Annotated in this window: 21 protein-coding genes; 11 read left to right on the forward strand and 10 right to left on the reverse strand. The window is 66.4% G+C overall.

Annotated features, from left to right (window positions below):
- Position 1 precedes the first annotated feature (1 nt).
- Positions 2-2185 (reverse strand): TonB-dependent siderophore receptor, encoded by a 2184-nt coding sequence (locus LGM56_RS00285; protein ID WP_226202109.1) that lies wholly within the window; start codon positions 2183-2185, stop codon positions 2-4.
- A gap of 416 nt (positions 2186-2601) precedes the next feature.
- Here LGM56_RS00285 and LGM56_RS00290 point away from each other — a divergent pair, with 416 nt between their 5' ends.
- Positions 2602-3048 carry a hypothetical protein gene (locus LGM56_RS00290; RefSeq protein WP_226202111.1) on the forward strand — a complete coding sequence of 149 codons (447 nt, stop codon included), beginning with the start codon at positions 2602-2604 and terminating at the stop codon, positions 3046-3048.
- 24 nt (positions 3049-3072) lie between these two features.
- Here LGM56_RS00290 and LGM56_RS00295 read toward each other — a convergent pair whose 3' ends face one another.
- From LGM56_RS00295 to LGM56_RS00315, 5 genes are all read right to left on the reverse strand, one after another.
- Positions 3073-4167 carry a porin gene (locus LGM56_RS00295; protein WP_226202113.1) on the reverse strand — a complete coding sequence of 365 codons (1095 nt, stop codon included), beginning with the start codon at positions 4165-4167 and terminating at the stop codon, positions 3073-3075.
- Between the two features lie 102 nt (positions 4168-4269).
- Positions 4270-5613, reverse strand: a complete 1344-nt coding sequence (locus tag LGM56_RS00300; protein ID WP_226202115.1) for an MFS transporter — start codon at positions 5611-5613, stop codon at positions 4270-4272.
- Between the two features lie 141 nt (positions 5614-5754).
- The gene (locus tag LGM56_RS00305) at positions 5755-6816 is read right to left on the reverse strand and encodes an aromatic ring-hydroxylating dioxygenase subunit alpha (RefSeq protein WP_226202117.1); all 1062 of its coding nucleotides are present in this window, start codon (positions 6814-6816) and stop codon (positions 5755-5757) included.
- Positions 6817-6865: 49 nt separating this feature from the next.
- Complete coding sequence (locus tag LGM56_RS00310; RefSeq protein WP_226202119.1) at positions 6866-7831, reverse strand: PDR/VanB family oxidoreductase; 966 nt, start codon at positions 7829-7831, stop codon at positions 6866-6868.
- Positions 7828-8907: a Rieske 2Fe-2S domain-containing protein gene (locus LGM56_RS00315; protein ID WP_226203209.1), complete on the reverse strand. Its 1080-nt coding sequence runs from the start codon at positions 8905-8907 to the stop codon at positions 7828-7830. Before LGM56_RS00315 ends, LGM56_RS00310 begins: the two co-directional genes overlap by 4 nt.
- A 199-nt stretch (positions 8908-9106) precedes the next feature.
- Here LGM56_RS00315 and LGM56_RS00320 point away from each other — a divergent pair, with 199 nt between their 5' ends.
- A complete protein-coding gene (locus tag LGM56_RS00320; protein ID WP_089496229.1) occupies positions 9107-9595 on the forward strand; it encodes a MarR family winged helix-turn-helix transcriptional regulator in 489 nt (162 codons plus the stop codon).
- A gap of 65 nt (positions 9596-9660) precedes the next feature.
- On the opposite strand, the gene LGM56_RS00325 is transcribed toward LGM56_RS00320, so the two are convergent.
- Positions 9661-10407, reverse strand: coding sequence for a TetR/AcrR family transcriptional regulator (locus LGM56_RS00325; protein WP_206138180.1), 747 nt, complete (start codon positions 10405-10407; stop codon positions 9661-9663).
- Positions 10408-10577: 170 nt separating this feature from the next.
- On the opposite strand from LGM56_RS00325, the gene LGM56_RS00330 reads away from it, so the two are divergent.
- The 6 genes from LGM56_RS00330 (at position 10578) to LGM56_RS00355 (ending at position 18934) form a co-directional block, all read left to right on the forward strand.
- The gene (locus LGM56_RS00330) at positions 10578-11759 is read left to right on the forward strand and encodes an isovaleryl-CoA dehydrogenase (protein ID WP_039339638.1); all 1182 of its coding nucleotides are present in this window, start codon (positions 10578-10580) and stop codon (positions 11757-11759) included.
- A 31-nt stretch (positions 11760-11790) separates the two neighbouring features.
- Positions 11791-13398 (forward strand): carboxyl transferase domain-containing protein, encoded by a 1608-nt coding sequence (locus tag LGM56_RS00335; RefSeq protein ID WP_089426732.1) that lies wholly within the window; start codon positions 11791-11793, stop codon positions 13396-13398.
- A 19-nt stretch (positions 13399-13417) separates the two neighbouring features.
- Positions 13418-14203, forward strand: coding sequence for an enoyl-CoA hydratase/isomerase family protein (locus LGM56_RS00340; protein ID WP_089426733.1), 786 nt, complete (start codon positions 13418-13420; stop codon positions 14201-14203).
- 45 nt (positions 14204-14248) lie between these two features.
- Complete coding sequence (locus LGM56_RS00345) at positions 14249-16246, forward strand: acetyl/propionyl/methylcrotonyl-CoA carboxylase subunit alpha (RefSeq protein ID WP_226202120.1); 1998 nt, start codon at positions 14249-14251, stop codon at positions 16244-16246.
- Between the two features lie 327 nt (positions 16247-16573).
- The gene (locus tag LGM56_RS00350) at positions 16574-16777 is read left to right on the forward strand and encodes a hypothetical protein (protein ID WP_039339629.1); all 204 of its coding nucleotides are present in this window, start codon (positions 16574-16576) and stop codon (positions 16775-16777) included.
- Between the two features lie 42 nt (positions 16778-16819).
- The gene (locus tag LGM56_RS00355) at positions 16820-18934 is read left to right on the forward strand and encodes a phosphocholine-specific phospholipase C (RefSeq protein WP_226202122.1); all 2115 of its coding nucleotides are present in this window, start codon (positions 16820-16822) and stop codon (positions 18932-18934) included.
- A 115-nt stretch (positions 18935-19049) separates the two neighbouring features.
- Here the strand turns inward: LGM56_RS00355 and LGM56_RS00360 are convergent, their stop codons facing one another.
- Both LGM56_RS00360 and LGM56_RS00365 read right to left on the reverse strand, forming a co-directional pair.
- Positions 19050-19748 (reverse strand): class I SAM-dependent methyltransferase, encoded by a 699-nt coding sequence (locus tag LGM56_RS00360; protein WP_089496233.1) that lies wholly within the window; start codon positions 19746-19748, stop codon positions 19050-19052.
- Between the two features lie 76 nt (positions 19749-19824).
- On the reverse strand, positions 19825-21147 hold the full coding sequence (locus tag LGM56_RS00365; RefSeq protein ID WP_226202124.1) for a galactosyl transferase GMA12/MNN10 domain protein: 1323 nt from the start codon (positions 21145-21147) through the stop codon (positions 19825-19827).
- Positions 21148-21593: 446 nt separating this feature from the next.
- Here LGM56_RS00365 and LGM56_RS00370 point away from each other — a divergent pair, with 446 nt between their 5' ends.
- A complete protein-coding gene (locus tag LGM56_RS00370) occupies positions 21594-22736 on the forward strand; it encodes a DUF2827 domain-containing protein (RefSeq protein WP_226202126.1) in 1143 nt (380 codons plus the stop codon).
- Positions 22737-23168: 432 nt separating this feature from the next.
- On the opposite strand, the gene LGM56_RS00375 is transcribed toward LGM56_RS00370, so the two are convergent.
- Positions 23169-23441 carry a hypothetical protein gene (locus LGM56_RS00375; protein WP_226202128.1) on the reverse strand — a complete coding sequence of 91 codons (273 nt, stop codon included), beginning with the start codon at positions 23439-23441 and terminating at the stop codon, positions 23169-23171.
- A 70-nt stretch (positions 23442-23511) separates the two neighbouring features.
- On the opposite strand from LGM56_RS00375, the gene LGM56_RS00380 reads away from it, so the two are divergent.
- Positions 23512-24315, forward strand: coding sequence for an EAL domain-containing protein (locus LGM56_RS00380; RefSeq protein ID WP_226202130.1), 804 nt, complete (start codon positions 23512-23514; stop codon positions 24313-24315).
- A 92-nt stretch (positions 24316-24407) separates the two neighbouring features.
- The gene (locus LGM56_RS00385) at positions 24408-24824 is read left to right on the forward strand and encodes a hypothetical protein (protein WP_226202133.1); all 417 of its coding nucleotides are present in this window, start codon (positions 24408-24410) and stop codon (positions 24822-24824) included.
- Positions 24825-24970 lie beyond the last annotated feature (146 nt).

Below are 24970 nucleotides of genomic sequence, written 5' to 3' on the forward strand. Positions count from 1 at the left end.
ATCAAAACGACACCGTGGTCGTCAGCGTGACGAGCCGCGGCTCGCCGACCGCGATGATCAGGTTGTTGTTGCTCGACGGGTAGTAGGTCTTGTCGAGCAGGTTCTTCACGTTGAGCTGGAAGCGCGTCGGGAACTTGTCGATCGTCGTTTCGTACGCCGCGAACGCGTCGACGGTCACGTAGCCGGGCAGCGTGAAGCTGTTCGCGGTGTCGCCGGAGCGTGTGCCGACCAGACGTGCGCCGCCGCCGAAGCGCCAGCGGCCGGGCAGGTTCGCGATCGCCGTGTCGTATACCGCGAAGAGGCTGCCCGTATGGCGCGCAACGTTGGTTAGCGGCGTGTTGCTGTCGCGATCGGTCGCATTCGTGTATGCATAGCTGCCGATCACGCTCAGGTGGCGCGTGATCTGCCCCGCGACGTCGAGCTCGATCCCGCGCGAGCGCGCGGTGCCGATCGTCGACGTCAGATCGCCGACCGTGACCGCGACGTTGCGCTTGTCGATCTGGTAGACCGCGAGCGTACCGGTGATCGCCGGCTTCAGGCTGAACTTCAGCCCGGCTTCGAGCACGCGGCCGTATTCCGGTGCGAGCGGCGCCGCGACGTTCGTGGCGACGTTCGGCTTGAACGAGCGGCTCACGTTCGCGTAGGCGGTCAACGCCGGCGTGAGCGCATAGGCGAGCCCGAACTGCGGCAGCCACACGCTGCCGCGCGAGCGGTCGGCGAACACGAACGGCCGCCCCATCCCCGATTCCTGCTGCCAGTTTTCCCAACGCAGCCCGCCTACCGCGGTGAGCCGGTCGGTGAGCTTCACCGAGTCCTGCACGACCATCGAATACGCATGCACCAGCGAGCGCGAATCGCTCTGCTTCGGGTTGGGCGTGCCGCCCGGTGCGAGCAGGTCGTACACGGGATCGTAGAGATTGAAGCCCTTCGTCGCCTTGCCGCGGATCGTGTCGCCGCGGAAGCTGCGCTGCCGCTCGTATTCGCCGCCGATGTAGATCGCGTGATTCATGCCGGCGAGCGTCACGTTGCCGAGCAGGCCGAGCGTCGCGATCTGGTCGGAATCGTTGCGCCCGAGATTCGCATCGGACGAGCGCGTCAGTGCGCCGGTGGTGCTGTTGAACGCGGTGGTGCGGGTAATGTACTGATCGTAGCGATCGCGGCCCCAGCCGTAGGTTGCACGCACGCGCCACGCATCGGAGAAGCGGTGCTCGACGCGCGCACGCAGCGTTTCCTGAATGCCGGTGCTCTGCGACCACGCTTCCTCGTAGCGGCGATAGCGCAACGCATCGTCGAGCTGGCCGTTCACGAGCACCGTGCCGCGATCGAACGGCGTCGTGTAGTCGACGTATTGGTAGCTGACGTCGATCGACGTGTTCGCGTCGTGCCACGACAGCGCGGGCGCGATCAGCGCGTCGCGCTGGCGGCCGAAGCTGCGCCAGTAGCGGCTCGTGTCGTACTGGCCGGTCAGCCGGAACGCGAGCGTGCCGCCCGCGACCTGACCCGGGTGGCCGACTGGGCCTGTGAGATCGAACGTCGCGCTGCTGCCGCCGTGGCTCGTGCGCGAGGCCGAGATCGACCCGCCGAAGGCGTCTTCCGGCTTGCGCGTGACGAGGTTGATCACGCCGCCGGGATCCTGCATCCCGTAGAGCAGCGAAGCCGGGCCCTTCAGCACTTCGACGCGGTCGATCGTCGCCAGATAGCTGTGCAGCACCGGCGTGCGCACGCCGTCGACGAGCACGGAGCCGTCGTTGTTCGACCCGAAGCCGCGCTTGATGAACGCGTCGCGCGTGCCGCCGAGTGTGTTCGTTTGCGTCACGCCGCTGATGTTGCCGAGCACGTCGTCGAGCGTGCGCGCCTGCTGGTCCTGCATCACGCTGCTGCTGACCACCGCGACCGACTGCGGAATCTCCTTGATCGAACGGTTGTCGCCGCCCGCGATGCTCGTGGTGCGCGGCTGATAGCCGACCGTCGGATCGGCGGTTGCCGATGCGCTGACGCTGATCGCCGGGAGTTCGCGCGCGGCCAGCGGCGCGGGTGTGGCGGCGGCCGCGACGGGTTCGGCGTCAGCGCGTTCGGCGGCGGACGCATGCGTGCCGCTCGCGACGCACAGGGTGATCAGGGCAGGCAGGCTCGTGCGCCACGGACGCAGGGTCCGGGCACGGCGGGGTGTTCGGCGGGATGGCATGAATCGATGCAGGACGGAGTGCTAAGGATCGGGGCGCGGGCCGCGGCGTTTCGCCATGACCAGGACGCGAATAATATATGTAATGAGAATCATTTGCAATTGTAATGAGATGATCTGCGCCACGGGGACCTCGGTTGCCGGGCCGTCGGCCGTCTGCTACCGTAGCGACCAAAATCAGATGCAGTGAAATTCAATGAGAGAGCCGGGGGCCGCACCATGTCACCTTCCTGTCACGTCGCGTTCAGTGCGACGCTGCGCACCGCACACGACCCTGCGGGTGGAGAAGTGATTGCAGCCGTGTTCCGCCATTCGAACGATTAAAGCAACGGGAGCGAATTCATCGGGCGTTGCGCCGGGCAGCCGCCGAAGCGCCGTATTCCATCACTTCAACCACCACGCTTGACGGGAGACCACCCATGCGAAAAATTTCCACGCCGTTCGCGGCGGCCGCGCTTGCGGCATGCACGATGCTGGCGGGCGTTTACCAGAGCGCCTGCGCCGCGTCGGACGCCGAGCCCGCGATCGACGCGCGTTACGGCGCCGTGATCGAGGCCTATACGCAGGACATGGCTGCTGCGAAGACGAAGTACGACGGCAAGCGCCTCCTGTTCGTCGGCGCCGTGATCCGGATGGGCGGCGACCCGGGCGGCACCTATTTCGGCGCGCTGACGGCCGACGGCGAACAGTTCGACACGCATTTCGACGTGGCCGACCAGGTTGCGCTGAAGCCGAAATTCCCCGGCGGCGAGATCAAGCCGTTCGTCACGTCGGCGGCGTTCCGCTTCAGCTGCGTGAACGAAGGCTATATCGATGCGCCGGTGCTGCCGGGGTTGAAGCTCTCGCACTGCCGGCTCGCCAACTGACCCCGCGCTGGCGCGGGCCGGCGTTCAGAACTTCTGCTGGATGCCGGCCATCACGCCGAGCTGGTTCATCCCGGTCCCGACCGTCCCGCCGGCGGCGACCGCGTTCGCCGCCAGCGTGCTGTTGAACATGTAGCCCACCGACGTGTAGACGGTCGTCCGCTTCGACAGGAAATAGTTCGCGCGGCCGACGAGCAGCGTGGCATTCGTGCCGCCTTCGCTGTTTTCGCGGCGTTGCAGGTAGCGTACGCCCTGCAGGTCGAGCGCGAGGTAGGGCGTCGCGTAGTACGTGCCGCCCGCGAACACGATATCGGCCTGCAGGTGGTCGGCCGCCGCGAGATTGCGGCGAATCCACCCGGCGCCGAGTTTCGCCGGGCCGATCTTCACGTAGCCGGCGACGATGTCGCGCGTGTCGGTGTACGCCGGATTGTTCAGAGGGGCGAGCGCGCCGCCGCCGCCGCGCATCACGTCGTGCGACGCGGCGACCCCGAAGTTGCTCGCGTCATACGCGAGCATCGCCGTGTACTGGCGGCAGGCGACGATGTCGCCGGGTACCTGCCCGGCGCAGCCCGTCGCCGACGGCCCGGCCGGGCCGGCCGCGTCGCGGCCGAAGCTGTAGGTGGCGCCGAGCGTCACGCCGTGGAACGTGCCCTTGTAGCCGATCGCGTTGTCGCTGCGCGCGTTCGGCAGATAGGAATCGAAATCCGCCATCGAGTGAATCGACGGGCCGATTACGTCCGCATTGGTCAGCACGATCATCGACATGTTCATCTGGCGGCCGAGGGTCAGCGCGCCGAACGGCCCGTTCACGCCGACGTTCGCCTGTCGCCCGAACAGGCGCCCGCCGTAGTTCAGTGCGCCGCTGCCGGGCTGGAAACCGTTTTCGAGCACGAAGAAGGCCTGGTAGCCGCCGCCGAGATCCTCCGTGCCTCTCAGCCCCCACCGCGACGGCACCTCGCCGGTCAGCGTCGGCATGCCCATGAACGATCCGCCGTGCGCGGCATTGTTGTAGTAGGACACGCCGGTATCGATGATCCCGTACAGCGTGACGCTGCTTTGCGCGCAGGCCGGCCCGGCCAGCGCCATTGCCGTCGCGAGCGCGACGCCCAGTTTCTTTTTCATGACTGTCTCCAAACAGTATGTAGAAATACTTATCGATTTTTATGGTGACCCGGACGAATCCGGGGTGCCGACAGGTATCGGCAAGACGGCTGGCGTCGCGTGTTACGACATCGCCGGGTCGCGTTGCGGGCGCGGTGTCGCGGCACGCGCGCCCACCATGACGACGGCGATTGCCGCGCCGGCCATCGGCACGAGGAACGCGAGATAGAGATGGGACACGGACCAGCCGTCGTCCAGCAACGCACCGACCGTCATCGGCGACAGGATCGCGCCGAGGCGCCCGATGCCGACCGCGAGGCCGATGCCGGTCGTGCGGATTTCGGCGGGGTACGGCGTCGGCGACAGCGCGTACATACCGGCCACGCACGCATTGATCACCGCGCCGAGGAACACCGCGACGGTCATCCCGATGCCGAGCGAGCCCGTGTTCGCGCCGAACACGACCATCAGCACGCCGCCGAGCAGCAGGGTCGCGCCCAGCAGGTTGCGCAGGCCGAAGCGCGTCGACAGCAGGCTGAAGAATGAGGCGCCCGCAATGCCGCCGAGGTTGAGCAGGACGCCGCCGGTGACGCCCTGCGATGCCGACAGCCCGGCCTGGACCAGCAGCTTCGGCGTCCAGCTCACGACGAAATAGAAGCTGCCCATCACGAGGAAGAACGCGATCCACAACGGGATCGTGCGGCGCGCGAGCGGTGCGCGGAGCACGGCCGTCCAGCTCGACGCGGGGCTTGCGGTGTCGATCGACGAGGCCACGGGCGGCAGCGCGTCGATCGGTGCGCGCTTCATTCTCGCGAGGATGCGGTTGATTTTCTGCAGCGCGTGGTCCGGACGCCTTGCCAGCAGGAAATCGAGCGATTCCGGCAGCAGCGCGAGCACCATCGGGATCGACAGCAGGGTCAGGATGCCGCCGAACGCGAACACGCTGCGCCATCCCCACGTCGACAGCAAGGTGCCTGCAATGACGCCGCCAGCGGTGGCGCCGATCGCGTAGCCGGTCGACTGCATGCCGATCGCGGCGCTGCGCCATTTGTTCGATGCGTACTCGCCGCTGATCACGGTCAGGCTCGCCAGCATGCCGCCGATGCCGAGCCCCGTGTACGCACGCGCGACGGCGAGTTGCAGCGTGCTGTGCGTGGCCGCGCAGGCGAGCATCCCGGTCGAGATCACGGCGAGGCAGAGCAGGATGATGCGGCGGCGGCCGACGCGGTCGGCCAGCGGCGCGATCAGCACCGAGCCGATGCCCATGCCGGCCAGCCCGGCACTCAGCAGCAGGCCGATTTCCTTGCCGCTCAGTTTCCATTCGGCCGCCAGGTGCGGCGCGGCAAACGCGACGGCCAGCACATCGAAGCCATCGAGCATGTTCAGCACGACGCAGGCCGTGACCGCCATCGTCTGGAACGCGCTCATCGGGGATTCGTCGATCGTATTGCGGATATTGGCGCTCACGTCAAAGATCCTTCATAAAATAGTATGACTAATCAAATTGAATGGCATCGAAGCCGGCGGTAGCGAATGCGTGGGTTGACGGGCACCCCCGGGGAACACCCGCTGCGGCCGGCAGGCGCCGCTAGCGCGCCGGCAAGATGCTTACGCGGGTTGGGGTTGCAGCAGCAACCGCTCGATCACGCGCCGCGCGCGGTTGGGGCCCGCATCGACGTGAATGTCGAGTTGGCGACCATCCGGAAAGCGCAGCTGATTCCGGTATTGCGCTTCGATCACGGCCTTGTCCTCGTCGAACGTCGCCGCGGATTGCTCGATGACCGTTCGCGCGGTGCGCTCGACGTCGTGCTGCGGATTGGTCGCGACGGTCCAGAAGTAGTGCGTCGTCGTTTCCGTCTCGGGCGTGATGCCGTGGAAGCCGCGCATGTGAAGGCCGCCGCGTGCCGGATCGTGCAGGTCGCCGGTGCCGGCGTCGATCGCGCCCGTCCAGATCCGGATGTGCGACACGTGGAACTCGATTTCCTGCCAGCGATCGACGCGGGCCGCGAACGGCCATGCGGCGGTGTAGGTCGGCGGCGGGACGGAATCCGGCATCCGGCGCACCAGTGTCACCGTGTCGCCGTCGCTGCTGACGCGGGTTTCCGCGCCCATATGCAGCGGCGCGTTGCCGCCGATCGTTTTCAGATGGACATAGCCGAGGTGGCTCAGGTCCATCAGGTTGTCGTGAATCAGTTGATACGGCGCGTCGTAATGGTACTGGCCGCCGCCGAACCGGTATTGCGGATCCGTATGGAACGCGTAGCGCGGCGGCGCGCAGGTCGGTCGAGCGTGCGCGTCGGCGCCGATCCAGATCCACACGATCGCGTCCTGCTCCTGCACCGGATACGACGACACGCACGCCTGGGCCGGAATCCGGTCTTGCCCGGGAATCTCCACGCATGCGCCGCCGCGGTCGAACAGCAGGCCGTGATAGCCGCAGCGCAGGCCGCGTGCTTCGAGCGAGCCGCACGACAGCGGCAGCGACTTGTGACAGCAGCGATCCTCCAGCGCACCGACTTCCCCGGACGGCAACCGGAACAGGACGACCGGATGGCCGAGCAGCGTGCGGGCGATGGGCTTGTCCGTCAGTTCGGATGACAGCGCGGCGACCCACCATCGGTCGACCGGGAATTTAGCAGTATTGATTGATGGCCGGGCAGGTTGCGCCATTGATCGTCTCCAGTATGGTGGTGGGCCGCCTCGAGTCGGGCGTGTCCGTCTACAGATCGAGTACCAGCAGGTCGGTTCGTGCGCGCGAGCAGCAGGGCATGAACTGGTCGCCGGCGGCTTTTTCCTCGTCGGTCAGATACGCATCGCGGTGATCGGGCTCGCCTTGCAGCACGCGTGTCACGCACGTGCCGCAGACGCCTTGCTCGCACGACGTCAGCACGTCGACGCCGTTTGCCGCCAGTGCGGCGATGACCGTGCATTCGGCCGGCACGTCGATCACCTGGCCGCTGCTCGCGATCCGCACCTGGAACGCGCGATCCGCGCCGGACGCCGCCACCGCGCCACCGAAGAACTCGTAGTGCAGTCGCGCTTCCGCCCAGCCGCGCTCGCGCGCTCCGTTCAACACCGCATCCATGAAGCCGCGCGGCCCGCATACGTACAGGTGCGTACCTTCGGGCGCCGCGGCGAGCACGGCGGCCAGGTCGAAGCGTTGCTCGGGCGCGCCGTCGTCGACGTGGAAGCGGGCACGATCACGGAACCCGGCCGCGTTGATCCGCTCGACGAAGGCCATGCGGTCGGTCGAGCGCGCGCAGTAATGCATGTCGAATGCGCCGCCGGACGAGAACAACCGTTCCGCCATGCTGAGGATCGGCGTGACGCCGATCCCGCCTGCGAGCAGCAGGTGGTGCGGCGCGTCGGGGGCGAGCGGAAACTGATTGCGCGGCACGCCGATCCGCACGGTATCGCCTTGCCGGACTGCATCATGAATGGCGCGCGACCCGCCGCGACCGTCGGCATCGCGCAGCACGGCGATCTGATAGCGATCGCCGTGCTCCGGGTGGTTGCACAGCGAATACTGGCGCACGAGGCCGCCCGGCAGATGCACGTCGATATGGGCGCCGGCGTCGAAGCGCGGCAGCGGCGAGCCGTCATCGCTGACGAATTCGAAGCCGCAGATGTCGCGTGCTTCCTGCCACTTGCGGGCCACGCGGACCGTCAGCGTCGCGGTGCTCATGACGCCTCCCTGACCTGCGCGACCGGAATCACGGGCCGCGACGGGCTCGACGCGAGCTCGTCGGCGAGCAGCCGCTCGATCACCTTGCGCGACAGCACGCCGCCGGCATCGATGTTGAGCTTGAGCAGCTTGCGATCGGGCCACTTCTCCAGATTGAGCTGCTGGCGCTCGAGCATCTCGAGATCCTCGGCGAAGATCTTGCCCTGGCCTTCGCGGATTTCGGCGGTCAGGGCGTGATCGTCGGGCCGGAAGTTGCGCGCCATCCCCCAGAAGTACCAGATCGAGGTGTCCGTCTCGGGCGTGATGAAATCGACGACGATCGACGACGCCTTCAGGTCGGCCGGCGCGTCGTAGCCGCCGTGGCCCGCATGCGCGACGCCCACTTCGATCATCACGTGGCTCGGCGGCGCGAAGCGGCAGATCTGCCAGCGGTCCACCGGTACGTCGTCGGCCAACCCGTTGCCGCGCAACGCCATCTGCCAGAACGGCGGCGGCATCACGTTCTCCATGAAGCGGCTCGTGACGACTTCGTCACCGTGGCTGGTGGTCTTCGGCGGTGCTTCGTCGATTTCCTTCTGGCCGATGCTCGACGCATGCACGTAGGTTTCGTGCGTGAGGTCCATCAGGTTGTCGATCATCAGCCGGTAGTCGCAGCGGATGTGATACAGGCCGCCGCCGTGAGCCCAGGCCGGGTCTTCCGCCCACGCCAGCGCGGGCAGTTTCGCGGGATCGGCTGCCGACGCATCGCCCGGCCAGACCCAGATGAATCCGTACCGCTCGACCGCCGGGAAGCTGCGAATCGGCGGGAAGCCGCCGACACGCTGGCCCGGCATGCCGGCCGCCTTGCCGTTGCAGCCCATTTCCAGCCCGTGATAGCCGCACACGAGTACGCCGTCGCGCACGAATCCCAGCGACAGCGGTGCACCGCGGTGCGGGCAGAAGTCCTCGAGCGCCGCGACCTGGCCATCCGCCGCGCGGTAAAACACCATCGACTCGTTGCAGATCTTGCGGCCCAGCGGCTTGCCGTCGATTTCATCGGGCGTGCACGCCACGTACCAAGCATTCTTGAGAAACACGTTCGTCGTCTCCGTCAGGTCGATGCCGCTGGTACGCGGCATCTCAATATTCCGTGTACTGAATGAGATTCAGTGTACTCATCGAGATTGGCGGGGGCAAGGCGAGCGGTATACTGGTTTTCCCGGGAAATGGCGCGAGGCAGCGCCATGCCGTCGGCGCGCGCCACCGGCACGCGCCGCTTACGTCATCGACTCATTCATGAAAAAAACGAATCCCGCCGACGCACCGGCTTTCCCGCTCGATCTGTACGACGAACCCGGGCACCTGATCCGGCGCGCACACCAGATCGCGGTTGCGATGTTCTACGAGAAGCTGGGCCGGGACGTGACGCCGGTGCAGTACGCGGTCCTGCGGATGCTCTACGAGTGCCCGGGGCTCGATCAGGTGACGCTCGCGCAGCGGGTCGCGCTCGACACGTCGACGACCGCGGATATCGCGGTCCGGCTCGAAGCGAAGGGATTGATCGTGCGCGAAGTGCTGCCGCGGCGTCAGCGCCGCTTGGTGCTGACACCGGCGGGCGTCGAACTGCTTACGCATCTGATTCCGTCGGTGAAGGAATTGCGTGCCGGCCTGTTCGACGGGATGGGGGAGGACGATTCGCAGGAACTGGTGCGCCTGTTGCGCAAGTTCGTCCATTTGAACAACGAGCAGAGCCGCGCGCCGCTGCGCGTCGGCGACGAGTCGTAGCGGCCCCGAACCCCGTGACGACAGGCAAGCGGCGATGAGGCGGCGGGCGCGTTGCCCGCCGCGCGTCACCCGCGCGTGCTGTCGCCTTCCAGCCGCCGCACGGCTTCCGCCACTTCGTTCCTGAAGCGCACGAGCGCCGCCTGTTCCGGCGCCGGCGGCTGCACGGCCGCCCACAGCATGTCGACGAGCTGGGTGGCCGTCGTTTCCGTATCGAGCTTGCGGTGCCCGAGGATCGCATCCCACAGCACGTGCTCGATCGGCCCGAACACCATCGAGCGCAGCAGGCTCAGCGGCAGGTCGGTGCGCACCTGCCCGGCCGCCTGGCCGCGCGCGAGCACGTCCATCAGCGGCGCGGTGTAGCGGCGCTGCAGCGCGGTGAGCTCGTCGCTCAGCGCATGCTGCTTCGCGCGGCCTTCCGACAGCACCAGCGCGCACAGGCCCGTGCCGTTCACCAGCATCAGCCGCAGGTGGGTGCGCACGATGAACGCGAACTGCTGCCGCACCGATGCGTCCTGCGGCATCCCTGCCTCGAATGCGGCGATGTTTTCGTCGTACCAATCCGCGATGACGCGCGCGCACAGCTCGCGCTTGCCGCGGAAATAGCTGAACACCGTCGCCTCCGACACGCCCACGCGCTGCGCGATCTCGGCGGCCGTCGCATGCTCGTAACCTTTTTCGGCGAACACTTCCCGGCCGGCGCGCAGAATGTCCTGCACGCGTTGCTGGGATTTGCGCCCGGCGGGCGCGCGCGAGGGATCGGCGCGGTCGGCTTTGACGGTGGCGGTCATGGTGTCGGCGGTAGCGGCTGTCATCTCGGCATGATATCTGAGTGTAACTCAAAAAACTATTGACGCCGAACCCGGCGAGGCGCGAAACTGTGCAAAATTTACGCTGTATAGGTCAATGAATCTAGGTATTCATTCGATTTGAGCGAAACTCAGAAATCGGTGAGTGCCACACACTTTCTGGAGACGGAGGAGACATGATCAACCTGCCCGGTGTGCAATTCATGCTCGGTGAAGACATCGAGATGCTGCGCGACGCCGTCGCGACGTTCGCGGCGAAGGAAATCACGCCGCGTGCGGCGGAGGTCGACCGCACCGACCAGTTTCCGATGGATCTGTGGAAGAAGTTCGGCGATCTCGGCGTGCTCGGCATGACGGTAGCCGAGGAATACGGCGGCGCGAACATGGGCTACACCGCGCACATGGTCGCGATGGAAGAGATCTCGCGCGCATCGGCGTCGATCGGCCTGTCGTACGGCGCGCACTCGAACCTGTGCGTGAACCAGATTCACCGCAACGGCACGGAAGCGCAAAAGCAGAAATACCTGCCGAAGCTCGTGTCGGGCGAACACATCGGCGCGCTCGCGATGAGCGAGCCGAACGCAGGCTCCGACGTCGTCAGCATGAAGCTACGCGCCGACAAGCGCGGCGATCGCTACGTGCTGAACGGCACGAAGATGTGGATCACCAACGGCCCCGATTGCGACACGCTGGTGGTCTACGCGAAGACCGACGTCGAAGCCAACTCGCGCGGCATCACCGCGTTCATCGTCGAGAAGGGGATGAAGGGTTTCTCGGTCGCGCAGAAGCTCGACAAGCTCGGCATGCGCGGCTCGCACACGGGCGAGCTGGTGTTCCAGGACGTCGAAGTGCCGGAGGAAAACATCCTCGGCCAGCTCAACGGCGGCGTGAAGGTGCTGATGAGCGGGCTCGACTACGAACGCGCGGTGCTGTCGGGCGGCCCGACCGGCATCATGGCCGCGTGCCTCGACGCGGTGGTGCCGTATATCCACGACCGCAAGCAGTTCGGCCAGGCGATCGGCGAATTCCAGCTGATCCAGGGCAAGGTCGCCGACATGTACACCACGTTCCAGGCCTGCCGCGCGTACCTGTACGCGGTCGGCCGCCACCTCGACTCGGCCGGCAGCGACCACATCCGCCAGGTGCGCAAGGATTGCGCGGGCGTGATCCTCTACACGGCCGAGAAGGCGACGTGGATGGCCGGCGAGGCGATCCAGATCCTCGGCGGCAACGGCTACATCAACGAATACCCGGTGGGGCGCCTGTGGCGCGACGCGAAGCTGTACGAGATCGGCGCCGGCACGAGCGAGATCCGCCGGATGCTGATCGGCCGCGAGCTGTTCGCGGAAACGATGTAACGCCCCACGTCACGCGAACGGAGCCCCGTCGATGCCGATCATCGAATCGAAACTGAATCCGCGCTCGGAAGACTTCCGTGCGAATGCCGCCGCGCTCGAGGCGGTCGTCGCCGACCTGCGCGCGAAGATCGAACAGCTCGCGCAGGGCGGCGGCCAGGCCGCGCGCGACAAGCACCTGTCGCGCGGCAAGCTGCTGCCGCGCGACCGCATCGCGCAACTGCTCGATCCGGGCGCGCCGTTCCTCGAGTTCTCGCAGCTCGCGGCGAACGGCATGTACAACGACGACGCGCCCGGCGCGGGCGTCATCACCGGGATCGGCCGCATCGCGGGCCGCGAATGCGTGATCGTGTGCAACGACGCGACGGTCAAGGGCGGCACGTATTACCCGGTCACCGTGAAGAAGCACGTGCGCGCGCAGGAAATCGCCGCGGAAAACCGGCTGCCGTGCGTGTATCTGGTCGATTCGGGCGGCGCGAACCTGCCGAACCAGGACGACGTGTTTCCCGATCGCGACCACTTCGGCCGCATCTTCTTCAACCAGGCGACGATGTCGGCTGCGGGGATCGCGCAGATCGCCGTCGTGATGGGTTCGTGCACGGCGGGCGGCGCGTACGTGCCCGCGATGAGCGACGAGTCGATCATCGTGAAGGAGCAGGGCACGATTTTCCTCGGCGGGCCGCCGCTCGTGAAGGCCGCGACCGGCGAGGAAGTGAGCGCCGAGGATCTCGGCGGCGGCGACGTGCATACGCGCCTGTCGGGCGTGGCCGACCATCTCGCGCAGAACGACGCGCATGCGCTGTCGATCGCGCGCAACATCGTCGGTCACCTCGCGCCGAAGATTGCGTCGCCGGTCGCGTTGCGCGAGCCGAAGCCGCCGCGCTACGACGCGAAGAGCCTGTACGGCGTGATTCCGGTCGATACGCGCAAGCCGTTCGACGTGCGCGAGGTGATCGCGCGCATCGTCGACGATTCGGAATTCGACGAATTCAAGGCGCGCTACGGCACGACGCTCGTCACGGGCTTCGCGCACATCTGGGGCCACCCGGTCGGGATCGTCGCGAACAACGGCATCCTGTTCTCGGAATCGGCGGTGAAGGGCGCGCATTTCATCGAGCTGTGCTGCCAGCGCAAGATTCCGCTCGTGTTCCTGCAGAACATCACGGGCTTCATGGTCGGGCGCAAGTACGAGAACGAAGGCATCGCGCGGCACGGCGCGAAGATGGTGACGGCCGTGTCGAACGCGAAGGTGCCGAAGTTCACGGTGATCATCGGCGGCTCGTTCGGCGCCGGCAACTACGGGATGTGCGGCCGCGCATTCGGCCCGCGCTTCCTGTGGATGTGGCCGAACGCGCGCATCTCGGTGATGGGCGGCGAGCAGGCCGCGTCGGTGCTCGCGACGGTGCGCCGCGACGGCATCGAGGCGAAGGGCGGTTCGTGGTCGGCCGAGGAAGAGGATGCGTTCAAGCAGCCGATCCGCGATCAGTACGAGCGCCAGGGCCATCCGTATTACGCGAGCGCGCGGCTGTGGGACGACGGCGTGATCGACCCCGCGCAGACGCGCGACGTGCTGGGCCTCGGCCTCGCCGCGTCGATGAACGCGCCGATCGAAGACACGCGCTTCGGCGTGTTCCGCATGTAACGGCCGGGAGGGCTGAACGATGCGATACGAAACGATCAAGGTAAGCGAAGCCGGCCGCGTGGCGACCGTCACGCTCGCGCGTCCCGACGTGCGCAACGCGTTCAACGAGACGACGATCGCCGAGCTCACTACCGCGTTCGAATGGCTCGACGCGCACGAAGGCGTGCGCGCAATCGTGCTCGCCGCGGAAGGCGCGGCGTTCTGCGCGGGCGCCGACCTGAACTGGATGAAGAAGATGGCCGGTTACTCGGACGACGAGAACCGTGCCGATGCGCGCAAGCTCGCGCGGATGCTCGAGGCGATCCATCGCTGCGGCAAGCCGGTGATCGCACGCGTGCATGGCGACGCGTATGCGGGCGGCGTGGGCCTGGTGGCGGCAGCCGACATCGCGATCGCCGCCGACGGCGTGAAGTTCTGCCTGTCGGAAGCGCGGCTCGGGTTGATCCCCGCGACGATCGCGCCGTACGTGGTGCGCGCGATGGGCGAGCGCGCGGCGCGCCGGTACTTCACGACGGCCGAGGTGTTCGACAGCACGCGCGCGGCGTCGCTCGGTTTCATTCACGACGCGGTGCCGGCCGACGCGCTCGACGACACCGTCGCGAAGCTGGCCGCGACGCTCGTCGCGAACGGCCCCGACGCGGTGAAGGCGTGCAAGCGGCTCGTCGCGGATGTCGCCGGCCGGCCGCTCGACGCGACGCTGATCGAGCAGACCGCCGACTGGATCGCGCGCACCCGCGCCGGCGCGGAAGCGCGCGAAGGGATTGCGTCCTTCCTCGAAAAGCGCACGCCGTCGTGGCGTGAATGATCGCGCAGCGCGCGTGACCCCCTCTTTCCGGACGACACCGAAGCCATGTTCGACAAGATTCTGATCGCCAACCGCGGCGAAATCGCGTGCCGCGTCGCCGCGACGTGCAAACGTCTCGGGATCGCGAGCGTCGCCGTCTATTCCGACGCGGACGCGAACGCGAAACACGTGGCCGCATGCGACGAAGCCGTGCACATCGGCGGCTCGGCCGCGGCAGACAGCTACCTGCGCATCGAGCGCATCATCGAAGCCGCGCGCGCCACCGGCGCGCAGGCGATCCACCCCGGCTACGGCTTTCTGTCGGAGAACGAAGATTTCGCGCATGCGTGCGAAGCGGCCGGCATCGTCTTCATCGGGCCGCCGGTCGACGCGATCGCGGCGATGGGGTCGAAGGCGGCCGCGAAGGCGCTGATGCACGCGGCGGCCGTGCCGCTCGTGCCCGGCTATCACGGCGACGACCAGGACGCGTCCAACCTGCATCGCGAAGCCGACGCGATCGGCTATCCGGTGCTGCTGAAGGCCAGCGCGGGCGGCGGCGGCAAGGGGATGCGCGTGGTCGAGCGCTCCGACGATTTCCCGGCGGCGCTCGCATCGTGCCAGCGCGAAGCCGCGAGCAGCTTCGGCAACGATCGCGTGCTGATCGAGAAGTACCTGACGCGCCCGCGCCACGTCGAGGTGCAGGTGTTCGGCGACACGCACGGCAACACCGTGTACCTGTTCGACCGCGACTGCTCGGTGCAGCGCCGTCACCAGAAGGTGCTCGAGGAAGCGCCGGCGCCCGGTTTGCACGACGACGTGCGCCAGGCGATGGGGCAGGCGGCCGTCGCGGCCGCGCGTGCGGTGAATTACGTCGGTGCGGGCACCGTCGAATTCATCATGACGGGCGAAGCGTTCTACTTCATGGAAATGAACACGCGCCTGCAGGTCGAGCATCCGGTCACCGAGATGGTCACGGGGCTCGATCTCGTCGAGTGGCAATTGCGCGTCGCCTCCGGCGAGCCGCTGCCGCTGAAGCAGGACGAACTGCGCGTGCAGGGCCACGCGCTCGAGGCGCGCCTCTATGCGGAGAACCCGGCGCGCGGCTTCCTGCCGTCGACGGGCACGCTGAAGCACCTGCGGCTGCCGGCCGGCGTCGAGTTCGCGATCGGTGCGTCGGTGCGCGTCGACAGCGGCGTGCGCGAAGGCGATGCGATCACGCCGTTCTACGATCCGATGATCGCGAAGCTGATCGTTCATGGCGCGGACCGTGCCGAAGCGCTGAGCCTGATGCTGCGCGCACTGCGTGCCTGTGAAGTGGTCGGCCTGCACACGAACGCCGCGTTCCTGCAGCGAATCGTTGCGTGCGCACCGTTCGCGACGGCCGATCTCGACACGGGCCTGATCGAGCGCAACCACGACGCGCTGTTCGCGCCGCAGGCACCGCCGCGCGCGACGCTGGCGCTTGCGTGCGCAGCGCTGTTGGCACGCGAACGCGGCGCGGGCGCACGGGGTTCATCGCCGTGGGGCGCGCTGCCGGACTGGCGGTTGAACGGCGGCTATCGCCGCACGCTCGAATGGCACGCGGCCGAGCGCGAAGCGGACGTGACGGTGACGTACGAGGACGACGGCGCGGGTACGCGCGTCGCGATCGGCGCCGCCGCCGCACAACCGTTCGCGTGGACGCGTGGCGTCACGCCGCTCGATTTCGACGTGACGCTCGGCGGCGTGCGCAGCAGCGGCCGCGTGTATGCGGACGGCGACCACTTCCACGTGTTCACGCAGGGCACGGCGGAGACGTTCGAATGGCGCAACCTGCTCGCGCATGCGGGTGACGCGGAGCAGGGCGGTGGCCGCCTGACCGCGCCGATGCCGGGCAAGGTGATCGCGGTGCTGGTCGAGCCCGGCCAGAAGGTCGAAGCCGGCACGCCGCTGATCGTGATGGAAGCGATGAAGATGGAGCACACGATCGGCGCGCCGAGCGCGGGCGTGGTCGCGGAAGTGCTGTACGGCGTCGGCGACCAGGTGTCGGACGGCGCGCAGTTGCTGATGATGGCGGAAGACTGAGCAGCGCTTTCGTCGGACACGGGCCGGCGGCTGCCGGCCCGCGCAAATCGCGTCGCGATTCATCGCGCGCCGGTGGTTGCGACAGCGCCGCCTTGATCGCATCGACAAGCGGCAGCAGTCCGAAGCTTTCGATTGAATTACGCATTCACCGGCGCTGATGACATGCCGTGCCGCACATTCCGCACCTCGGGTGTTTTCACCCGCCGCAGACCGATTCTGCCGCCGCACGACACCATCGTGTAACACGTCGAAATTAGCATCTCGCCGTCGATATGACCGCAGCGCATCCGCGCCTGGGTCATGTCATCACATCCACGGAGAGACGTTATGCGAAACTCGGCCCTACGGCCCTTCGCGGTCGCTGGCCTGATCGCGCTGACCGCACTCCTCGGCGCCTGCAACGACGACGTGACCGCACCCGCCGCACCCGTCGCGCAGCAGAAGGCCGCCTGCGGCGGCGGCGTGGTCGCCACCGCGCAGATGCACTGCCCGCCCGGTTTCACCGCGCCTGCCTCCTCGCCCGCTTCCTGATCCCGGCCGTTTCCACCAGAAATCCAATCAAGAGCAATCAGCATGGCCACCCATTCGCGACGCGACTTTCTGAAGTTCTCCGCCGGCCTCGCCGGCGCGACCGCCGCCACCGCACTGCTGCCGGAATCGATCCGCAAGGCACTGGCGATCGAGCCGAATACCGTCACGGGCACGATCCAGGATGTCCAGCACATCGTCGTGTTCATGCAGGAGAACCGCTCGTTCGACCACTACCTCGGACACCTGAGCGGCGTGCGCGGCTACAACGACCGCTTCCCGGTCACGCTGCCGAACGGCAAGCCGGTGTGGTTCCAGCCGCGTCAGGAAGACACGTCGAGCGTGATCGCGCCGTTCCGCTACGACACGACCAACCCGGGCGTCAACGCGCAATGTATCGGCGGCCTGCCGCATACGTGGGCGACGACGCACGGCGCGATCGACAACGGCCGCGCGGATCAATGGGCGGTGCAGAAGTCGAACATGACGATGGGCTACCACGTCCGCGACGACATCCCGTTCCATTACGCGCTCGCGGATGCATTCACCGTGTGCGACAACTACTTCTGCTCGATCCCCGGCAACACGCACCCGAACCGCATGTACCTGATGACGGGCATGGTCGACCCGCTCGGCACGGGCGGCGGCCCGCTGCTCGACAACACCGATTACATCGACAACCCGTTCGACAAGATCAAGCTGCCGCCTTTCAACTGGACGACCTACCCGGAACGGCTCGAAAAGGCCGGCATCTCGTGGCAGATCTATCAGCAGGGCACCGGGTTCGACAACTTCACCGGCAACTACGGCACGAACATGCTCGCGTGCTTCAACAACTTCGTGAACGCGCCGGCCGGCTCGTCGCTGCAGACGCGCGGGATGAGCACGCGCCCGATCACGCAGCTGAAGGCCGACGTGCAGGCGAACGCGCTGCCGCAGGTATCGTGGCTGCTGCCGCCGGCCGCGTATTCGGAGCATCCGAAGTTCACGCCGCTGTACGGCGCGTACTACCTGTCGACGATTCTCGATGCGCTGACGTCGAATCCGGACGTGTGGAGCAAGACTGTTCTGCTGATCATGTACGACGAGAACGACGGCTTCTTCGACCATGTCGTGCCGCCGTCGGCGCCGACGCTGCCGGGCTCCGGCATGAGCACCGTGGACGTGTCGCTCGAGCGGCACAACGTCGTGACCTCGACCCAGACCGGCACGTACACGGCCGACAACCTGCCGTACGGCCTCGGGCCGCGCGTGCCGATGTTCGTGGTCTCGCCGTGGTCGAAGGGCGGCTTCGTCTGCTCGCAGGTGTTCGATCACACGTCGGTGCTGCAATTCATCGAGAAGCGCTTCGGCGTGATGGAAACGAACATCTCGCCGTGGCGCCGCGCGATCTGCGGCGACCTGACGTCGGCGCTCGACTTCTCGAAATCGGATGCCACGCTGCCGACCCTGCCGAGCACGCAGGCGTACGTCGCGCAGGCGGACCTGCAGTGCTCGCGCGCGTCGTCGCAGACCGCGCCGGCCAGCACCGCGCAACAGGTCGTGACGGCACAGGAGCCCGGCACGCGGCCGGCGCGCGCGCTGCCGTACGAACTGCATGTGACCGGCCAGCTCCAGACGCAGGGCTACGCGCTGACGTTTGCGAATACCGGCACGCAAGGCGCGCACTTCTGGGTCTATACGGGTGACGCGACCGCGATGCCGCGCCGCTATACGGTCGAAGCGGGCAAGCAGCTGACCGATACGTGGGCGCTCGACGCGAACGGCAACTACCTGGTGAGCGTGTGGGGGCCGAACGGTTATTTCCGGCGCTTCGCGGGTTCGGCCGCGGCCGATGCCGGCGCGAAGCCTGAAATCACGCCATGCTACGACACGGCCAACGGCGACGTGTACGTGACGATCGCCAACGCCGGCACCGGCGCGCTCACGGTCACGGCCACCGATGTCGCGTACGGTAGCGCCGCGCGCACGCTGACGGTGCCGGCCGGGCAGCGCATCGAGGCGCGCTGGGATCTGTCGTGCAGCAGCCACTGGTACGACCTGCAGTTCGCGGTGGCGGGGAATGCCGGGTGGACGCGACGTATCGCGGGGCACGTCGAAACCGGCAAGCCCAGCCTTACCGATCCGGCCGCCGTCGCGCCGACGGTGACGGCGATCTGAGCGCCGCTCGCACGTGCCGTCAATCGTGAAAAAGGCGCCGTGAGGCGCCTTTTTCCTTTTTCATTCGTCGTGCAGGCTGGATGCGTCGATGTCGGATCGCATCACGTGCGTGAAATCAGATCGGCCGAAATACGGCAAATTGGTCGCCATCGAGTTTTTCCACGTACCGGGAGTCATGGAGCGTCAGGTTGACCGGCTGGAGCAAGTTTTCATTCGCGGACTCTTGCTCGTTGCTGGCGCGCGTATTGAACAGGTTTGAAGAATTCGCGGCGTCCACAAGCGCATCGAGACGCATCGCGTTCCAGTCGAGGTGCCCTCTGAGCAGGTAAAAGTGCATGATCCCGCATTGCTGATGCGCCCAGAAGTCGTGCCACATGAACGAATCGGGGCGCCAGACGGAATTGTGACTCTCGAAGTACGAGGCGGTGCTCATCGGCATGCACTCGGGGGTCGAGATGAGGATGTACCGCGATCGATAGTTGAGAAATTCCAGTAGATCGCGACCGTGGGAGTGACGCATGTGTTCAATGACGTCTCCCAGAATGACCGTGTCATACGCGTCACCCGATCGTTCATAGAGCGTGTCGCTGACGCCGGAAATGATGTCGTCGTACCCGTTCTCGATCAGGAACGGATGCGTCTCCTCGTCGCATTCGAGCGCCGTCAACCGGCAGTCCGGCACGACCGGCTTGAGCAGGCGCCCGTACTTGCCGCCTCCGGCCCCGATATCCAGAATATGCTTCGGGTTGATGGACTTGACGAGATACTGAGTGAGCTGGTCAAAGGTTGGCCACGAATACCCGATCTGTTCCAATCTGCTCTCCCATCACGGCTGGTTCGAGAAATGGATTGTAGTCGTCGAACGGCTTTTGCCGCTTCGGACATCGGTGTCAGCCCAGCACCCCGTCGTCGTGCGCCATCATCAGCGCGCGCATCGCGGACCACATCCCGTAGTAGTGGACGATGTAGCTGTCCGCGCGGCGAAACAGCCAGGGCGTGTTGAAGCTGACGAGATCGGCCACGCCTTCGCCGTGCAATTGCCCGTCGCGCTCCATCGCGCGAATGAAATGCAGCTGGTCGCCGTCGCTCGCATAGACGCTCGACCGGTCGTGCAGCGCGGCGATCGTCGTCATCATGTCGCGCAGCATCGCGTCGTTGCGCGCGGTGCGCCGGAATGCCATCACGCCCGAGTTGAACGCCCACTGGCCGAGATCGTGCGCGAGCAGCCAGTCGCGCCCTTCGAGCAGCGGCGCCAGCGCTTTCTGCTGGTCCGCGATCAGCACGTCGGCATCGAGCCACACGACCCATTCGTGATGCTGCAGGTACGCATGCAGCAGCCACGGCTTGAACCAGTTGCCGGTCGCGTTCAGGCCGATCTCGGCCGGAATGTCGCGATGCACGTAGAGCGTGTAGCCGTGCGTGTCGCAGTAACGCCGGAAATTCCGTTCGGCGACGCGCGCATAGCTGCCGATGTTCGGCGTGTAGAGCGTCATCAACGCAATCGGGCGGCCCGGGTTGTAGGTGCTGCGCTCGGCGGCTTCGTCCGGCGTATGGGCCGCATCGTGATCGAACGAGAACATCGGCCGGCCGGCGGCACGGCATCGATTGACGTGCGCGACGAGCGTGTCGCGGAAACGGGGCGTCGCGCCTTTCCGTTCCGGATCGTGCGGCGTGTCGTCGATGCTGATCGCGAACGTCGGTTCGCGGCTCCACATCGGATCGAGGTCGGGGCTGCTCGGCATGACCGGATACAGCCCGTCGATCGGGGTCATGTAGTGATGCGTGTCGAGCGCCGCGAACAGCGCGGCCTCCGAGGTCAGCCGCGGTTCGCTGCCGAGCTTGCAGCGTTGCACCAGCTGCATCACGATCGCCCGCACGGCCGCCGTATTGCGCCAGATCTGCACGTCGACCTGCGGCAACGGGGGCGCGAACGCGTCGACGAGCAGCATGTCGCGGCCGCGCATCAGGCGATCGAGCGCGGCGGGCTCGATGATCGCCGCATCTTCGCTGAGCAGCAGCACGAGTTCGTCGGGCTGCGCGCCGCGCAGCACATGGAGCAGCGATTCGTAGCGATGGAGCGGCCGCAGCGGCAGCGCCTGCGGCATCGCGGAGGCGTCGACGATTGCGTGGCGATAGCCGTGCGCCTGCGCGTATTGCCGGTGATTATCGAGGCTGGCGGGCGCGTCGTGACTGAAATGGCTGAGGACGATCATCGCGCGCTCCGGAGGCCGCGAAGCGGATCACGGCGGGCGCCGGGCGCGGGGTGTGTCGGCACGGCATCGCGGCCGGGCACGCGTTCCGGCGCGTGCCGCCCCTGTTCGTGATGGATTGCCCGGAAGACTTGCGCGGCGTCGCGTTCCATTCTGTCAGCCATTTTTTTCCGCAGCGCGGCTGCGAGGTCGTTGTCTGCCCGCGCCGGATGCCGATACCGTCCGGTCATCCCCCGACATCCCGGTAGCGCGGCGGGTCGCCGGAGTATCGCACAGCCGTCTCGCCGATTGGCATGCGCCGGCCGCGCGCTGACCATCCCTGACAGTATGCGACCGGCGCTCCGCTAGAATGCCGGCTTGCCGCCGGCGAGCGCCGCTTGACGCGGGCGGCGCATCGCGCGCTACACTGCGTCCATTCCATCCCCATCCAACCTTCCATCCTGCCGACGATGACGTCTCCTGTCCTGAACGGCCTGCGCATCGGTATCACGATCGGACTGCGTGCCCCCGACGAAAGCCTGTGGATCAACGGCATCAAGCAGAACGCGCTGTTTCTCGCGAAGCTGCTGATGGCGTCGCCGCACGGCTATCGCGTGACGCTGGTCAACACCACCGATGTGCCGCTCACCGATGCGCTGCCGTGGGATCGCCACGTATTCGACACGCGCACGTTCGACGACATGAAGGATTCGCTCGACGTGGTGATCGAGCTCGGCGGCCAGGTCAACGGGGAGCAGACGGCCTACCTGAAGGCGCGCGGCGCGAAGCTCGTCAGCTACTGCTGCGGCGTCGAGTACATCAACGTGATGGAGTCGATGCTGTTCGGCCGCCGGCTGTGGGATTCGCTGTTCATCAACCGCGGCTACGACGAGGTGTGGGCGATTCCGCAGATCGCGCCCTCGTCGCTGCCGTTCCTGCAGTCGCTGCGCCGCTGCCCCGGGCGCGTCGTGCCGTTCGTGTGGGATCCGATGTTCCTGAGTGCGCGCGCCGCGCCGCTGCCCGAGCACGGTGAATACCGGCCGCGCAGCGAGCCTGGCAAGCGGCTGACGGTGATGGAACCGAACCACGACGTGGTGAAGTTCTGCGTGTATCCGATGCTGATCATCGACGAAGCGTATCGGCGCGATCCCGACGCGATCTGCTTCACGCACGTGACGAATGCCCTCCATCTCGCACACGACAGCCCCGAGTTCGTGATGCTGATGAACTACCTCGACATCGTGCGCGCGGGCAAGGCGAGCTTCGTCGGGCGCTTCGATACGCCGCTGTTCCTGGCCGACCTGACCGATATCGTCGTGTCGCACCAATGGTCGAATCCGCTCAACTATTTCTATTTCGACGTGTGCTGGCAGGGCTATCCGCTCGTGCACAACGCGAGCCTCGCGCCCGATCTCGGCTACTACTATCCCGACAACGACGTGCAGCAGGGCGCCGACGCGCTGCTGCGCGCGCTGCATACGCACGATGACGATTGGGAAGCGTACACGCGGCGCCAGCGCGAGATCCTCGGCCGCTATACGTCGGCCAATCCGGCACTCGTCGCCGAATACGACGCGTTGCTCGCGAACCTGGTCCGCACATCGGCCGCATAAGGCCCGATTTTTCGCGCGACGCACACCGTCGCGCCGAATTCCGCCATCGGGATAGTCCCGCCCTAATGTCTGACGAAATCGTGCCGTTAAAAAAGAAACCGCCGAACCCGATCGGTTCGACGGTTTTGAAGGCACGAATTTGACGGCTCCGAGGGAAGTCCGTCGGAAATCATTTTAGAGGTTGACAAGTATTTAAAATTGTTAAAAATGGTTCAATCGATATTCGTCGTATGAATTAAATTGATATTATCGATTAAGGGCTGTTTGATTCTGTTTGAAAATTTAATAATTCGTTTGAAACAATAAAATTGGATGCTGCGATGATCGAATGACGTGCGGCAACCGATTTTCGATGTCGCTGCCGGCCTCCGCGATGGGCCCGGCAGCGGGCGATGACACGATGCTTCACGGGCCGGTATTTATCTGATCAATTCAGGATTTCCTGATTTCGAGATCCGTAAATTGCGGGATCTGAATCGGATCGGGTTGTTTAGGTGAGAACAATAAACAGCATCCGAATCGGGGTTCCGTAATTTGCGTTAGTGTGGCCTGTCGCACATTCGATATCGTGCGCGCATGGTGTATTTCCAGTAACTGAATATCGTTGAAAAATATCGAATTTTGACGGCGCGCCGAAGCGAACAGTACGCTCCCGGAAAAGATCGACATAACAGGATGGGCCGGGTAGGCGGCGGAGCGCGTCATGGTCGGCTTGCTCCGCATGTTTCTTGAGGTCGAGCCGCGATCGGCGGCTCGCCATTTGCCGGAGCGCCGGATGAATGCGGTCGAAGCTCGCCTGGAGGCGAATCGGGAAGCGAATCGTGACGAAATCGATCTCGTGTTCGGCGCCCCCGACGATCATCCCGACCTTGCGTCGGTACGCAGTTTCGTGGAAAGCCGGCTCGGGTTCGCACAAGAGCCCGTGTGCCGGGCCGACCTGTCGGGTGGTGTGCTGTACCAGGAATGCCTGGCGCGATTGCGGTGGGGCGAGCGCGATGCGCTGCCGCCCGTCGCATTCCTGCCGCGCCTCGAGGCGCTCGGGCTGATGCGGTGGTTCGACCGGCTCGTGGTCGGCCGCACGATCGACGCGCTGCGTGCCGATCCGGCTGCCGTCTACGGCTGCAATGTGGCGGCGGCGAGCGCGGTGGTCGACGACGCGTGGCTGGCCATCTTCAGGCGGCTCGAGCGCGAGCCGTCGGTCGCGGCGCGGCTGGTGGTCGAGATCACGGAGACGGGGCCGCTGAATCCCGTCGCGGGGCGATCGTTCGTGAACCGCTTCCGGCAGGCCGGATGCCGCATCGCGATCGACGATTTCGGGGTCGGTTTCAGCGCATTGAACAACCTGGTGGTCGGCAATCCCGACATCGTGAAGCTCGACCGGTCGATCCTGTCGATGATCAAGCGCAACGCGATCGGGCGTTACCAGCTCCGCCGGCTGATCGCGTTCGCGCATGAAGGGGCGCGACACGTCGTCGTCGAAGGCGTGGAGAGCGAGGTCGACCGGCAGATCATCCTGGATGCCGGCGTCGCGTGGGCGCAGGGCATCCGTTTTTCGTGGCGGCCGCCGGCCGCCGCGTGACGGCGCGGGAACCGGCGAGGTGGCGTGCAGGATGCACGCCGATGTCGGGCGTGATCGGCGCGTGGCCGGGGCGAATCGCAAAGGGGCTGAGCATGGCAGGGACGAAGGCCGGAGGCGGAACGGGCACGCAGGCGGCAGGTGCGCGCGACCTCGTCGCGATCACCGAGCTGACCGACATGCTTTGGCAACTGGGCGCCGAATCGACCGAGGTGCCGATCGACGTCACGCCGTATCTCGACGGCCTGAAAGCCGTTGCGCGCCGCATTCAGCGGATGACGCTGCTCGACGCCGGCGGCCGCGAGCTGGCGGCGCGGCACTATTACGCGGCCGTCATCGCGGGCGCGTGCGGCGACGATTCGGCCATCGCGCGTGGCGTGTCCGACAGCCTCGTCAAGTCATCCGGCGGCGCCAGCCGGCCGGTGGCGCATTGCTTCGCGGTGCTCGCGCGGATGGGGCGGCGGCATGGCCGTACGTTCGCCGCGCAAAGCGGCGATCGGGTGCTGGTCTAGCGCCTGTTCACGTCAGTCACGGGCCACAGCGCGAGACGCGCGGCCCGCGTCGACATCATCCGCGCGTCGCGGCCCCGATCAACATCCTGTCGATCGATCCGCCGAGCGCATGGAACAGCGTGCGCTGCGGCTCGAACGCCTACACG

Source organism: Burkholderia sp. AU38729 (genome assembly GCF_020419725.1).
Classification (GTDB): domain Bacteria; phylum Pseudomonadota; class Gammaproteobacteria; order Burkholderiales; family Burkholderiaceae; genus Burkholderia.